Origin of the sequence: Roseofilum sp. SBFL (assembly GCF_017746885.1) — a bacterium.
Taxonomy (GTDB): Bacteria; Cyanobacteriota; Cyanobacteriia; order Cyanobacteriales; family Desertifilaceae; genus Roseofilum.
Genome location: NZ_JAGHZH010000017.1, coordinates 1 through 13726, shown reverse-complemented (window position 1 = coordinate 13726; position 13726 = coordinate 1). Strand labels below are relative to the sequence as shown.

Here is a 13726-nt window from a genome sequence, read left to right as displayed (position 1 = left end):
TTTCACCGTTACACCTACGGGAGAGGAATTTAACCTCTAAGGTTCCTAAGTTGTCAAGGTTCATATTGTTCTGATCCTTGCCTGGCATACACTTCAGTCATTTTGACTTCCATTTTCGCCCGAACGAATCGCACTATCTCTTATAATATGGTTTATCTCTATCCTTTATGGCAATGAGTTTAGGGGGTTGATTCAGACCCCTCAATATTTATTCGTTCCCAATCAGGTCAAATGATGATTGACGCAATTATTATCATATCCTTTATCTTAGCAGGAATCGGTATCGGTTTCTACGGCGTGGAATTGCTTCCAACCCCAGTGTTAGACCAAGTGAGTAATCAAGATGGTCTGCGATCGGTCACCGCTGGATTTGCTGCCCTCATTATGGGAGCGGTTGGGTTATTTGTGCAAACCTCCTATCGGCGTTTAGAAGCGCAAGTGCGACAAATGCCGGTAGAAGTTCTCCTGACCCGTTCCATTGGTTTAGTCGTTGGTCTATTAGTCGCTAACCTGATGTTAGCGCCCCTGTTCCTGCTACCTATTCCGAAAGAATTTGGCTTCATTAAACCCTTGGTTGCCGTATTAGGCAGTATCCTGTTTGCCTTCTCCGGTATTTCCCTGGCAGATACCCATGGCCGGTCATTTTTACGACTCATTAATCCTCATAGTATGGAAAGCCTATTACTGGCTGAGGGAACCCTCAAACCTGCCACCACAAAAATTGTGGATACCAGTTGTATTATTGATGGTCGCCTGGAAGAATTACTCGCTACAAAATTTATTGAAGGGCAACTTCTCGTGCCTCAATTTGTCTTACAAGAACTGCAACTGGTGGCGGATGCGGGCAACGATCAAAAGCGGATTCGGGGTCGTCGAGGCTTAGAAATTCTCAACCGCATTCGCGAAACCTATCCAGATAAAATTGTTATCCACCCAGCCGATTATGAAGAGATTGCGACTGTGGATGCTAAGTTGGTGCATTTAGCGCAAGAAATTAACGGCACATTGCTCACCAATGATTACAATTTGAATCAGGTTGCGAGTTTACAGGAGGTGTCTGTCCTCAATATTAACGATCTCGCCCAGGCGATGCGTCCGGCTTATTTGCCCGGTGACGATCTGGACTTAAAAATTATTAAGCAAGGTCGGGAACCACAACAAGGGGTAGGATATTTGGACGATGGCACAATGGTCGTTGTGGAAGAAGGGGGGCAGTATATTGGGGTGGAATTGCGCGTGGTTGTTACGGGCGCTCTGCAAACTTCGGCAGGACGGATGATTTTTGCCCGTCCTCAAGTTTCTGCGATCGCGTAAAATTAGGAGGAAAATTCCATCTCGATCATTAAACAGCGAAAAGAGGGATAACTCTTATTCATCGACAAGCGATAACAGTAACTGATAACGGTATAACGCCACCGGGGTGGAGATGGCGCGGAAATACTCTGGATCTTGGGGGGAGAGATAAATGGCGGTAATTTGATCGGCTTCAACCTCACCCGTTTTACTCAATCGATGATAAGCCGTGGTGGTTTCAACTTCGTTTAAGTAAATCTGCCCTTGGCTGCGAAACACTTGTTGAGCCACTTCTGTACTGATAAAGTCGTTATCATTGGGGTTTTCTATCGCTCGTCCAGTGACCAGAGATACTAATTGGCGATCGGAACCAAAGCGAATAATTTGCCGATTGGGATCGTCAGGATCGACCTTAACCGATCGCAACACTCCCTCGCCTAAATAAGCACTAGCAATATGGGAGCCATTAAATTCCCGATCCGCCACAATAGGGTTGAGAATCTGATTCAACGTTTTTCCCCACGACCAACCGGAATCTCCCTGAAACGGTAATACCCATTCACTCGCGGGTTGAAACCGCACCTCAAATTCAATGGGTTGATGCAAATATTGCCGATTTCCTTCAAAACCAGGGGTGACTAAATCGGGTGCTAATGGGGCAACCATGTCTTCTAAGGTACTGGTCACTTCCCAAGTGCCTTCCATCCAGTCAGGATAAACCAAATCGCCTGTGGCTGCCATTACAGGAGGTTTGCTGTCCCAATGGGGAAACTGTTGCAGGCGATCGCCTAAAGGCCCTGCCCAAACCGGACAAGTGATCGCCATCCAGACCAAAATTGCGATCGCGATTCCCCTAAAGAGCCGTTTCATAGCGATCGAAATCCCAATCGAGTTAACACCATCTTCATCTGCGCTGGAGTCGTATTCTGAGCTTCATCCACAATAATAAACGAATTATTTGCATGATGCGATGATTCAAATTGGACGATCGCGTAATTATGGATGGTGCGTTATGCCCAAATACCATTGATTTGTAACCATGGTTTATTTTATTGTCGCCGCAGGGACCCTACCTAACTTCCCCAAATTTGGCCAACAGCCCAAAATCCTCATCGTTACCCAGAAACTGCTCACTGGGTTTGATGCTCCCATTCTTTATTTTTTTGAGATTTGACTATTACACCAGGTAAGCTCAGGATTTGAGTCAGGTTTTTGTTCATTTTTTATTTTTTACGTCAGTATCTGACAGTTTAGTATAATAAGTCCTAAAAAGGTGCTATATCACATTATTTACCCTAAACTGTCTCGATTTTAGCAAAATTTACATTTACAGTTATCAATACAAACCATAAGTAAAACTTGGCTACGCTATATATATTTATAAATTGGGGGGTAATTGCGGTGCCAGAACACTAAATATGGATAAATAGCCAGAATATTACCCAAGTTGAATCATCAGTTTAAATAATGTAAACTGATGATTTTTTTATAAAAAATGTAAAGTTATTATAAAAAATGTAAAGTTATCTGTGCTATGGTTAATACAAGAAGAAAACTTTGAGTTCGAGAAATGCTCTTTCTCATTTCAAGTTCAGCAGAATCATGGAGACTTTATGGCGTACACCGTTGATACAGCACGCAATATCTTTTCAAATACTCTGACTGCCGATGTTGTTCCTGCAACAACGGCCCGTTTCAACCAGCTTAGTGCAGAAGATCAACTGGCATTAATTTGGTTTGCTTACTTAGAAATGGGAAAAAGCATTACCGTTGCCGCTCCTGGTGCGGCGAATATGCAGTTTGCCGAATCCACTTTGGCACAGATCAAGGGAATGTCCTTCAAAGAACAATCCCAAGTCATGTGCGATCTGGCCAATCGGATCGATACCCCCATCAATCGTATGTATGCAGCTTGGACACCCAACCTTAAACTGGGCTTTTGGTATCGTCTAGCTGAATGGATGAACCAAGGATTGGTCGCGCCCATTCCTGATGGTTACAAACTTTCTGCAAATGCTTCGGCAGTTCTGTTAACGGTTTCTGGTCTTGCAGGTGGACAGCAAATCACTGTTTTAAGAAATGCCGTCGTAGATATGGGTTATGATCCGAAAAGAATTGAGGGATATCAGCGTGTATCTGAACCTGTGGTTGTCCCCACAGAAATCGCTCAACGAGAAAAGGTGACAATCGAAGGGGTTGATAATCTCACAATTGTTAAATACATGACGAACCTCAATGCAAATGACTTTGATACTTTGATTGAGTTGTTTGCAGAAGATGGGGCGCTGCAACCTCCTTTCCAACGCCCGATTGTTGGTAAAGAAGCGGTGCTGCGGTTCTTCCGAGAAGAATGCCAAAATCTCAAACTCGTACCCGAACGGGGTGTGAGCGAATCCGCTAATGATGGTTTCTTGCAAATTAAGGTGACTGGGACTTGTCAAACTCCTTGGTTTGGTGCCAATGTGGGCATGAATGTTGCTTGGCGTTTCTTGTTAAATCCTGATGGCAAGATATTCTTTGTGGCGGTTGATTTGTTGGCATCTGCCAAAGAACTTTTAAACTTGGTTAGTAAATAAAAACCTGTTGACGATTTGGACTGAGATATCTCCAAATTTTTCTCCAGACCAAACGGATTAAAACCAGAGCGTCCTCAACGGGGACGCTTTTTTCGTATCGATCCTCCCCCTTCCCCCCCTTTTTATATCACATCAAGTTGAAGACCCCTAGTTAGGATGGATGCGGAGACGGGGAGACGCTCTGACGCGGAGAAATTTTTATTATGGGCAATTATGCTGACATGATATTAAGGGGGGAGGCAGAGAAATCAATCTTTTACTTGATCGTCGTATAACGGAAATCATGGCATTACAGAAACAGAAATCAAATTTGGGTTTATGGCTGGCGATCGCAATTCTTTTATTATGGTTAGGCAGTGGTATTTTGCTGATTGCTGTTCCCCTCAGCAACATCAATTGGATAGCGATCGCTGTTGGGATAGCTGGTCGTTCTTTCCTACATACGGGCTTATTTATCCTGGCCCATGATGCGATTCATGGGTTACTGGTTCCGCACAATCTGCGGTTAAATCGGACAATAGGTCAACTCGCGGTGAGTCTTTATGCTTGCTTGTCCTATGAAAATTGCCAAAAAAACCACATAAATCACCATTTAACCCCCGGAAAAGTTGGCGATCCTGACTTCCATGATGGAGTCCATCGCCACCCGATTTTTTGGTATGCTAAATTCCTGCGCGGTTATTTTTCTCTTAGGCAATTTATCAAATTATTAGGGGCGATCGCTTTGGTTTCCCTCTCCCTTAATGCTTGGTTTAATATTGCTTACTTAAATTTATTTCTCTTCTTCCTAGTTCCTCTGGTCTTGAGTTCACTTCAGCTTTTCGTTTTTGGCACATATTTGCCTCATGGCAAAGGCAAGTCATGGCCAAACCGGAACCCCCCGACTGATTTTTTATTTGATTGCTGGTCATTTCTGACTTGTTATCACTTTGGGGCCTATCATCAAGAACATCACACATTCCCCCAAGTTCCTTGGTTCGAACTGCCTCAAGCCAGCTCCATGTCCCCAACCCATCAAAAAACTTAATAAAGTTTAAAGAACCGACAATGAAGCCCCTGAAAGCTTACAGGGCATGGCTTTCCTGAGTTTGTTCGCCCCTCTTTTCTGGGAGGGGCACAGCAAATTACCTAGTTTTTATCTGGAAATATTTACTATAATTTTTCTTGATATCAAGGAAAGTAATGTCCTTTGACCGCAATTTAAATAAAAAAACTATTCATGTTGACAATGCCTGTTACTGAAACTCAATGGTCTGCTATAGAAGAAAAAATTGCCAAGGCTGCTTTTGATACGGCCTACCGTCGTGAAGTGGCATCAATGACGGCAGAGGTGAAACGACAAGCCGAAACAGCAGCGAGTCCAGATGAACTTTGGAAACTGCATGATTTTCTCAGTGCCAGAAGACATGACCTGGATGGGAAATATGATTTTCGGGATTCGATGCTAATTTTTGTTTTTGCCGAATTGGTGAAAGAAGGGTGGTTAGAGATTGGGGAATTAGAGGGATTGAGTCGCGATAAAATCTCTAAGATAAAAGCCCTGACGATTATATGATGTAATGCAGAAAGCGGGTTTCTTCAGAAAATTTCTCTTGGGATGCAGAAGTTCTGACAGAAACCCGCTTTCTTGATTTCTTGGGACTTGATATGAGTGATCGCTCCCTACAATCGCAAATACAAATCATAGCAGTAAGCGGTCAGCCGACAAAGAGGATGGGACATCTACTGTTGCCGATCACCAAGCGCTCTATTCCCCTAAAGAGCCGTTTCATAGCGCTCATAAGCCTTGACAATCCGTTGTACCAAAGGATGACGCACCACATCCGCTTGGGTCAATTTACAAAATCCAACCCCATCCACATTCTTTAAAATATCTTCTGCCACCACCAACCCCGATCGCTGATTTCCGGGTAAATCCGTTTGCGTCACATCCCCCGTCACTACCATCCGCGATCGAAACCCCAACCGCGTTAACACCATTTTCATCTGCGCTGGGGTCGTATTCTGAGCCTCATCAACAATAATAAACGAATTATTCAAACTCCGACCCCGCATATACGCCAACGGAGCCACTTCAATCACCCCTCGCTCCATCAAACTGGCAATTTTCTCCGGCTCAATAAACTCATAGAGGGCATCATAAAGCGGGCGTAGAAACGGATTGACCTTCTGTTGGAGATCTCCAGGTAAAAATCCCAACTTTTCCCCCGCTTCTACTGCTGGACGAGTTAAAATCAACCGCTCATACTGGTTATCCAGCAGCGCTCTAACCGCCAGAACTGCCGCCAAATAAGTTTTTCCCGTTCCTGCCGGGCCAATACAAAACGTCAGATCCTCCGTCCGCACCGACTCCACATAACGCTTCTGGGCAAAGGTTTTCGCTCGAATCTCCTCGCCGCGACGGGTACGAGCGAGGACATTTTTCTTCAAATCCTGATGTTCATCCTCTCGCCCCGTATCCAGAGCATGACGAGCCGTGAGGACATCGACACCAGAGAGCAACTTACCTTTCCCCCAGAACTCTTCGAGCGATCGCACCAAGGCCAAACACAACTCTACTTGTTTCGCTGTACCCGAAATCAGCAACTCCTGCCCCCTCAGCACCACAGTTGCCCCGGTTTGTCTACTGAGGATTTTCAGATTTTCGCCCTGAACTCCCGACAATGCGATCGCACTATCGGGACTGGGCAGTTCAATGATTACTGGTTCATTGCTCATAATTCACCACAATTGGAGCAACCCCTAGCAAGTCGTCTAGTTCTCATTGGCGATAAGGCCCTTGAACTCGACGCGGTTCGGGTCGCGATCTCCTTCGTGGTTTATCTCGACTCTCTCGAACTCGAGCCTCTTCATGAGTCCCATGGCGTTCATGGCGATCGTCAGACACATGGAACCCACCATACACATCCAAATAAGCCGACTGTCCAGCCGCTTGAGCTGCCGTAGACAGCACCGTTCGGATCGCTTCTATATTGCGGCCACCTCGGCCATAGACCTTCGCCTTATCCTTCGGCGAAAACGCCACTCGTATCCAGACCAGAGGTTTACTCGTAGACCTCTCACAATCGAGCTTCAACTCCTCTGGAAACTCTAGAAACGGATGAATCAGCATCCGCACCAACTCCAAATAATCTGGCGTTGGTAAAGTCGATTGTGGGGTCACATCATTAGTTTTCGGGGGTTGTTGCTTTGAGTTGTTCAAAGACATTCGCTTTTTCAAGGATGTTACGCACAGTATCAGTCGGTTGAGCGCCTTGTTTTAAGCGCCGTACAATTCCCGGCACATCAAGGCGAGTCTCATCCGTTCTTGGATTATAAAATCCCAACTCTTCCAAAGGACGAGCTTCCCGACGAGTCGTACTGGGCATCGCCACAATCCGATAGCTCACTTCCCGTTTTTTGCCAAATCGTTTCAATCGTAACTTGATCATCGCTTTCCTTCAGCAGTATGCTTTTCGATTTTAGACACTAAACTCCTAATCTTACCATTTTTTCACCGCTACACCCATAATTAACAATTCAGAATACAAATCCTCTCCGTACCTCCGTGTCTCTGTGGTTCATCCCCCTCATCTCATGTTCACCTTTTTAAGCTGGCCAAGCTACTACAACTGTCCAAATCCCTTCTTCTTCTTTTTCTTCTTCTTCTTGGGCGCTCCACCATAGCCTTGCCAACCGGGAGCAGGAGGCCGGCCGCCCCCAAACATCCCTGGCCCGCCACCGCCTCCAGGGAATCCTGCGGGTAAGCCGGGAAACTGGCCTTGCCCCATCTGTTGCATCATCGATCGCATCTTTTGGAAATCGCTCACCAACTTACTCACCTCCTTCTCCGAATGCCCAGACCCCTTGGCAATTCGCCGCCGCCGACTCGGAGAACTCGACAACAAATCCGGATTCTTACGTTCCTCAGTTGTCATTGAACCAATCATCGCCTCCGATCGCTTCAACTGCACCTCACCCTGTTCCAACTGATCCGCATTCAACTTACCCATCCCTGGAATCATCTTCATCAGACCCCCCAGAGACCCCATACTTTTCATCAGCCGCGTCTGCTTGAGGAAATCGGTAAAATCAAACTGGGCCGAAAGGATCTTCTCCTGCATCTTCGCCGCATCCGCCAAATCCACCTCTTCCTGGGCCTTCTCCACCAGGGTCAGCACATCGCCCATGCCCAAAATCCGAGAAGCCATCCGATCTGGATAAAACGGTTGTAGAGCCTCTACCTTCTCCCCAACCCCAATAAACTTAATCGGTTGCCCCGAAATCCGCCGTACTGACAGCGCCGCACCGCCACGACTATCGCCATCCATCTTCGTCAGGATGGCCCCCGTGATGCCAATCTGTTCATGGAACGTATGGGTCAGATTGGCTGCTTCCTGACCCATCATTGCATCCACTACCAACAGCGTCTCATGGGGATTGACCACCGCCTTAATCTCGGCCAACTCCGCCATCATATCGGCATCAATTTGCAGCCGACCTGCCGTATCAATAATAACGGTGTCAATTCCCTCAACCTTCGCCTTTTCGACCCCTTGCCGGGCAATCTCTACCGGATTCGCATCTGCTCCCAGCTCAAACACCGGCACATCAATTTGTTTTCCCAGGGTAATCAACTGATCGATCGCCGCCGGACGATACACATCTGTGGCTACCAATTGACATGAGCGTTGCTGTTTGCGCAAATGCAAGGCCAACTTGGCCGAAGCTGTGGTTTTCCCCGTTCCTTGTAACCCTGCCATCAACACCACCGTTGGCGCAGGTTCCACCTGAGCTAGGGGGGCATTCTCTCCCCCCATCACTGTCACCAGCTCATCATGGACAATCTTGATAAACTGCTGATCCGGGCGTACCCCGCTCACCACTTCTGCCCCTTGAGCCTTGGATTCGACCTCAGCAATAAAATTCTTCACCACTTGCAGATTTACATCCGCTTCCAATAAGGCGCGACGGACTTCCCGCAAGGCTTCTTTAATATTCGTCTGACTAATTTTATCTTGTCCCCGGAGGCTTTTCCAGGCAGACTCTAGGCGATCGGCGAGGGCATCAAACATAGACTAATAATCTATTCACTCAGGTTAAGTATTTTAGGCGCGATGGAAACGCAATGCTGCCATAGCTGACCTGAGAGCATTTTAGCGGAGGGTTTGGTTGGCTTGCAATCGAGTGCAACATTTAACCTAATCAAAGACTATTCTGCTACTATTTTCTTTATGATTTGTCAATCCAAACTCAGTCAACTGTAAAAAATCTTTGAATTTCAGTAAAATTGCTCTACAATTCTGGTGCTTCGTCTCCTAACCCTTTGAAATCAAATTATGCTCTTAACCAAGTCCCGTCCCATTCCCACGACCCACACTACAGAGCGTACCATTGGACGTAACTACCAAGGGTTAATCCTCCTACTCTTGATTACCCTCGGCTTGATTGGAGGGATTGGGACTCGGTTAGTACATCTGCAACTGCTTCAAGGGAAAACCTACGAACAAGAAGCCAAAAATAACCGCATTCGGGTGATTCCCAAACATCCCGGACGCGGTAAGATTCTCGATCGCCATGGCAAAATCCTCGCCGGTAGTAGTCTTTCCCACTCCGTCTATCTTTGGCCCCTTGCCAGCCGTAAAACCGAATGGCCCACCACGCTCCAACGACTCTCAGAAATCCTCAACATTCCCGAATCAGAAATCCAAAGCCGTCTGGATCAAGCAGAATATACTTCTCCCTACCTCCTACGAATTGCCAGAGGACTCACTCCAGAAGAAGTGACTGCCCTGGCTGAATATAGCCGGGAGTTGGAAGGGATAGAAGTCGATGTAGAAGCAGCACGGGAATATCCGTATAAAGAGGTGGCATCTCATGTTCTAGGGTATACCGGGGAAGTCAGCGAAGAAGACTTAGAGAAAACGGAAAATCAAGGCTATCGTCTCGGTGACATTATTGGACAAATGGGAATTGAAGCGGCCCTAGAAAAAGAACTGCGTGGGGGATGGGGGGGTCGAGAGGTAGAAGTAGACAGTAAAGGGCAAGTGGTACGCATTCTCGATCATAAAGCAGCTAAATCCGGTGATGATATCCGTTTGACCCTGGACTTAGACCTACAAATGGCGGCAGAAGCAGCTCTAGGGAATACGAAAGGGGCAATTGTGGCCATGAATCCCCAAAATGGCGAAGTCTTAGCCATGGCCAGTAATCCCAAATTTGACCCCAACATCTTCTCTGGGCGAATTAGTGAGGCACAATGGAAAGAATTACAAGGAAAAGATCATCCCTTTGTTAACCGGGCACTGCAAGGCTTCCCCCCTGCTTCTACGTTCAAGATTGTGACGACCGCAGCAGCCATTGAATCCGGGATCTACTCCCCCCACACAGTTTTGGGAACTTATCCCTATATTCAAGTGGGAGGAATTAAATTTTGGGACTGGAATCGGGTTGGTTTTGGACCCTTAGATTTTACCGGAGCTATGGCTTGGAGTAGCGATACGTTCTTCTATCAAATTGCCCAAGGAATTGGCGGAGAAATACTAATTGATTGGACGCGAAGATTTGGATTTGGGCGCAAAACAGGAATTGAGCTACACCGAGAAGAAGCGGCAGGTTTAGTCGCCGATGATGCTTGGAAGCGGGAAAATATTGGGTATGAATGGTTTGTTGGGGATACAGTAAATATGTCTATTGGCCAAGGTTTTTTATTGTCTTCTCCTCTGCAAGTGGCAATGATGTTTGCAGTGGTGGCTAATGGTGGAGATTTAGTTAAACCTCATTTGGTGAAACAAGAGGGAGACGATCATATTTGGCGCGAGTCTTTAGGCCTGAGTCCGATTACCGTTGAAATTTTGCAAACGGGATTACGTCGAGTGGTTAATGCAGGTACGGGAACCGTAATGAATAGCCTTTCTTTACCGATTAATGCTGGTAAAACAGGAACGGCTGAAGATCCCCCTCGTTTATCCCATGCTTGGTACGGGGGATATGCTCCGTTGGATAATCCAGAAGTGGTGATTGTTGCCTTTGGGGAAAACTCTGGAGGAGGTGGCGGTAAGTTTGCTGCGCCGAAAGTACGTCAGGTAATGCAAGCTTATTTTGAATTAAAGAAAAAGCGCAATGCACAGTAAGAGGGAATAGGCAATAGGCAATAGCTTGTATAGCTTAGGTTCTAAGGCTTCGAGCTGTACCTTATAGAAGAGGGATAACATCATCAGTTCACAGCAAACCCATCATATTGCCGCATAAATGGCGCATGATAAGCTAAAACAATCTCTTCTTTCGGTATCCCTAAGTCAACTAACTCGTTGGCAATTCCTACTTCTGTACCATCATGTTGAATCCATATTTTATGATTGAGAATATCAATATAAATCAGAGGGCCAAAAATACGAATGTGGCGATTCCAGCCTGCATGAAAAACTTGGTAATGATCCGGCTGGCGGTCAAAAAACGTATACACTTCAATCTCTCCATTAGCCGGTTTTGCCGAACCATAATGATTGAGGATTTTTTCAATACTTTGGCGATAATACTCTAATTTTTTCTCTGTTGTTTCCATTGTACAATTACCTCTTGATTCGGAATTATAACTCATACCTTCCTTCAATTCTCTTCAATTGAGATATAGTGTAGGGGTTGGGGTCTATTGGGCTTCAACTGTTTTTGATGTGTTTCTATCTTTACAGTTGCTCATGTCCAGGACAAGCGGTGTGCTGTTGTGTCTGGCTTATATCGTGGGGTTGCTGCTGGTTCCGCTTCCTGGGGGAAGTTATGGGATGCTGGTGTTGGGGGCAATCGCCGCATTGACGCTTCCCCGATATTGGCGGATGGGGCCCAAGTCTGGGATATGGTTACTGGTGGGAATTGTGGGATTTCTAGCCAGTTTTTATTTTCATGTTCGCACTCCCCAACCCCCAGGAATAGACCTAAGTGCTTGGATGGGTCAACCGGTGACGGTGCAGGGAAAGGTACTCAGTGAACCTCGGTTGACGCGATCGCAACGTATCCAGTTTAAACTTAACGTTATTCAAATTGAAGACCAGCCGGTTCAGATAAATGCTTACACTACGGCTCCCTTATTGCAAGCCACAGGATTACATCCAGGTTATCAGGTGGAAGTGCGGGGAAGACTGTATGAACCGCAACTTGCAACCATCCCTGGAGGGTTTAATTTCCGGCACTATTTAGCCCGTCAGGGGATGTTTATTGGCCTGAGTGCCGAAACTCTCAAATTTGAATCTAATCAGGCTTCCTGGGGATTGTGGTGGGTGCGTCAGCGAATTGTACGTTCCCTAGTGCAGGGGTTAGATGTACCTCAAGGTATAGTCATCGGTTCCATGGTGCTGGGTCGTCGAGCAGTGGACTTACCCTTTGATATCCGCGATAAATTTATTCAGGTGGGACTTGCTCATGTTTTGGCTGCCTCTGGGTTTCATGTGTCTCTGCTATTGGGGTTAGTCTTAACTTTAACTCGAGAATTATCCAAGCGAATCCAGTTTCGCGCAGGCGTGACGATCCTAATTCTCTATAGTGCTTTAACGGGGTTTACACCTTCCGTCTTACGGGCTTCGTTAATGGGGTTTGGGGTGGTTTTAGGGAAGTTGTTAGACCGTCGAGTAAATATTTTAGGGTCGTTATTATTGACGGCAACACTATTACTTTTGGTTAACCCATTGTGGATTCAAGATTTAGGCTTTCAGTTAAGTTTTTTGGCGACGTTGGGGTTAGTGGTTACTGTTCCCGTGTTGATGGAACTGTGGGATTATGTGCCACCCGCGATCGCCTCTGGGTTGGCCGTTCCTATCAGTGCATTTCTCTGGACGTTTCCCCTACAGTTGTATCATTTTGGCGTACTGCCTCCCTATGGAACTTCAGTCAACTTGGTCACTCTACTCTTAGTCGTAGTTCTGACACTAGGGGGAATGGTTTCAGCTTATGTGGCTTTGATTTGGCCATTTTTAGGGAGCTTGGTCTCTAGTGTTCTCTATTATCCCACGGTCGCGTTTCTGGCAATTATTGATGGGTTTACTGAGCTACCGGGTAATTCGGTGGCAGTGGGTAAAATTTCGGTAGTTCAGTTGCTGGTGCTGTATGGTGTATTTGCCTTGTTTTGGCTCAAGGACAGGATCGGGATTAAGGCTAAGAAGATGCTACTGGGAATGGCGATTAGTTTGGCGATCGCCGTAGTGGTGATTGCCCTATGGTACAGTCAACAGTATCTGTCTCAGGTAACGGTGTTTGCGACTCGTACCCCAACAGTAGCGATTCAGGATCGGGGTAAAGTGGTGTTGGTAAATACTCCGGATTTTGGAGTTGCCCAGTATACCCTAATTCCATTTTTCCAATCCCAAGGGGTGAATCAATTGGATGCTGGAATAATGCTTACAAGAGAAGAGCGTGCGATACAAGGATGGTTAGGGATTTTGGACACCTTACCCATACGCCGATTTTACCAGATTGGTAACCCCACAACCCAGGTAGAGCCGAAGATTGAGGAGCAAGTGAACACTTATCAAACTTTACAGGTAAATCAGGGTTTAAAGTGGAAAACCTTGAGCATTAAAGGCTTAAGTTTAGAGCCACAAGTTTTGGAAGTTCAGTTAGAACACCAACGTTGGCTGATGTTAAAAGGTCGTGGTTTCACAGAGAATTTTTGTGCGGTGCAGTCCTGGTGTAGTTCTCAGGGTAAGCCGACGGTGTTAATTTGGTCGGGTAAGGGTTTAGCGGTGGAGGTAATATAGCAAAGAAAGGGAGCGTTAGGACAGTATCTTAAAAGCTTCTATGATGGCATCATAAAGGGATTCACACTGGTTCTTGAGTTTTCCCACCTCCTTCTTCAGCCGCTCCCAAAAGTGTTCAATTTTATTCAAATC

At 46.2% G+C, this 13726-nt stretch carries 13 protein-coding genes and 1 pseudogene; 7 read left to right on the top strand and 7 right to left on the bottom strand.

The annotated features are described in order from the left end of the window. Positions 1-234 precede the first annotated feature (234 nt). Positions 235-1314: a PIN/TRAM domain-containing protein gene (locus J7545_RS01510; protein ID WP_413038562.1), complete on the top strand. Its 1080-nt coding sequence runs from the start codon at positions 235-237 to the stop codon at positions 1312-1314. Positions 1315-1368: 54 nt separating this feature from the next. Here J7545_RS01510 and J7545_RS01505 read toward each other — a convergent pair whose 3' ends face one another. After that, on the bottom strand, positions 1369-2163 hold the full coding sequence (locus tag J7545_RS01505) for a DUF6816 family protein (protein ID WP_318699500.1): 795 nt from the start codon (positions 2161-2163) through the stop codon (positions 1369-1371). Positions 2164-2165: 2 nt separating this feature from the next. Continuing rightward, a pseudogene (locus tag J7545_RS01500) lies at positions 2166-2252 on the bottom strand (PhoH family protein); the annotation flags it as partial. 80 nt (positions 2253-2332) lie between these two features. Here J7545_RS01500 and J7545_RS01495 point away from each other — a divergent pair. From J7545_RS01495 to J7545_RS01480, 4 genes are all read left to right on the top strand, one after another. Further along, positions 2333-2467 carry a hypothetical protein gene (locus J7545_RS01495; protein ID WP_318699499.1) on the top strand — a complete coding sequence of 45 codons (135 nt, stop codon included), beginning with the start codon at positions 2333-2335 and terminating at the stop codon, positions 2465-2467. Between the two features lie 439 nt (positions 2468-2906). Next, the gene (locus J7545_RS01490) at positions 2907-3869 is read left to right on the top strand and encodes an orange carotenoid-binding protein (RefSeq protein WP_318699498.1); all 963 of its coding nucleotides are present in this window, start codon (positions 2907-2909) and stop codon (positions 3867-3869) included. Between the two features lie 283 nt (positions 3870-4152). Further along, positions 4153-4896: a fatty acid desaturase gene (locus J7545_RS01485; protein WP_318699497.1), complete on the top strand. Its 744-nt coding sequence runs from the start codon at positions 4153-4155 to the stop codon at positions 4894-4896. 201 nt (positions 4897-5097) lie between these two features. Then, the gene (locus J7545_RS01480) at positions 5098-5424 is read left to right on the top strand and encodes a hypothetical protein (protein ID WP_318699496.1); all 327 of its coding nucleotides are present in this window, start codon (positions 5098-5100) and stop codon (positions 5422-5424) included. Positions 5425-5624: 200 nt separating this feature from the next. Here the strand turns inward: J7545_RS01480 and J7545_RS01475 are convergent, their stop codons facing one another. From J7545_RS01475 to ffh, 4 genes are all read right to left on the bottom strand, one after another. Continuing rightward, positions 5625-6587 carry a PhoH family protein gene (locus J7545_RS01475; RefSeq protein ID WP_318699495.1) on the bottom strand — a complete coding sequence of 321 codons (963 nt, stop codon included), beginning with the start codon at positions 6585-6587 and terminating at the stop codon, positions 5625-5627. Positions 6588-6630: 43 nt separating this feature from the next. Beyond that, positions 6631-7032: a KH domain-containing protein gene (locus tag J7545_RS01470; protein ID WP_318699494.1), complete on the bottom strand. Its 402-nt coding sequence runs from the start codon at positions 7030-7032 to the stop codon at positions 6631-6633. A 4-nt stretch (positions 7033-7036) separates the two neighbouring features. Then, positions 7037-7300, bottom strand: a complete 264-nt coding sequence (rpsP, locus tag J7545_RS01465; RefSeq protein WP_271936749.1) for a 30S ribosomal protein S16 — start codon at positions 7298-7300, stop codon at positions 7037-7039. A gap of 174 nt (positions 7301-7474) precedes the next feature. Further along, positions 7475-8923, bottom strand: coding sequence for a signal recognition particle protein (gene ffh / locus J7545_RS01460; protein ID WP_318699493.1), 1449 nt, complete (start codon positions 8921-8923; stop codon positions 7475-7477). Between the two features lie 264 nt (positions 8924-9187). On the opposite strand from ffh, the gene mrdA reads away from it, so the two are divergent. Beyond that, the gene (gene mrdA / locus J7545_RS01455; protein WP_318699492.1) at positions 9188-10981 is read left to right on the top strand and encodes a penicillin-binding protein 2; all 1794 of its coding nucleotides are present in this window, start codon (positions 9188-9190) and stop codon (positions 10979-10981) included. An 83-nt stretch (positions 10982-11064) separates the two neighbouring features. Here mrdA and J7545_RS01450 read toward each other — a convergent pair whose 3' ends face one another. Beyond that, positions 11065-11412 carry a XisI protein gene (locus J7545_RS01450; protein ID WP_318699491.1) on the bottom strand — a complete coding sequence of 116 codons (348 nt, stop codon included), beginning with the start codon at positions 11410-11412 and terminating at the stop codon, positions 11065-11067. 133 nt (positions 11413-11545) lie between these two features. On the opposite strand from J7545_RS01450, the gene J7545_RS01445 reads away from it, so the two are divergent. Then, on the top strand, positions 11546-13594 hold the full coding sequence (locus J7545_RS01445) for a ComEC/Rec2 family competence protein (RefSeq protein ID WP_318719023.1): 2049 nt from the start codon (positions 11546-11548) through the stop codon (positions 13592-13594). Positions 13595-13726: the final 132 nt, after the last annotated feature.

Bases quoted from the DNA above. Each gene is read 5' to 3' on its own strand.
- J7545_RS01510 (WP_413038562.1), top strand. From the start codon at position 235: ATGATTGACGCAATTATTATCATATCCTTTATCTTAGCAGGAATCGGT.
- J7545_RS01505 (WP_318699500.1), bottom strand. From the start codon at position 2,163: ATGAAACGGCTCTTTAGGGGAATCGCGATCGCAATTTTGGTCTGGATG.
- J7545_RS01495 (WP_318699499.1), top strand. From the start codon at position 2,333: ATGGTTTATTTTATTGTCGCCGCAGGGACCCTACCTAACTTCCCCAAA.
- J7545_RS01490 (WP_318699498.1), top strand. From the start codon at position 2,907: ATGGCGTACACCGTTGATACAGCACGCAATATCTTTTCAAATACTCTG.
- J7545_RS01485 (WP_318699497.1), top strand. From the start codon at position 4,153: ATGGCATTACAGAAACAGAAATCAAATTTGGGTTTATGGCTGGCGATC.
- J7545_RS01480 (WP_318699496.1), top strand. From the start codon at position 5,098: ATGCCTGTTACTGAAACTCAATGGTCTGCTATAGAAGAAAAAATTGCC.
- J7545_RS01475 (WP_318699495.1), bottom strand. From the start codon at position 6,587: ATGAGCAATGAACCAGTAATCATTGAACTGCCCAGTCCCGATAGTGCG.
- rpsP (WP_271936749.1), bottom strand. From the start codon at position 7,300: ATGATCAAGTTACGATTGAAACGATTTGGCAAAAAACGGGAAGTGAGC.
- ffh (WP_318699493.1), bottom strand. From the start codon at position 8,923: ATGTTTGATGCCCTCGCCGATCGCCTAGAGTCTGCCTGGAAAAGCCTC.
- mrdA (WP_318699492.1), top strand. From the start codon at position 9,188: ATGCTCTTAACCAAGTCCCGTCCCATTCCCACGACCCACACTACAGAG.
- J7545_RS01450 (WP_318699491.1), bottom strand. From the start codon at position 11,412: ATGGAAACAACAGAGAAAAAATTAGAGTATTATCGCCAAAGTATTGAA.
- J7545_RS01445 (WP_318719023.1), top strand. From the start codon at position 11,546: ATGTCCAGGACAAGCGGTGTGCTGTTGTGTCTGGCTTATATCGTGGGG.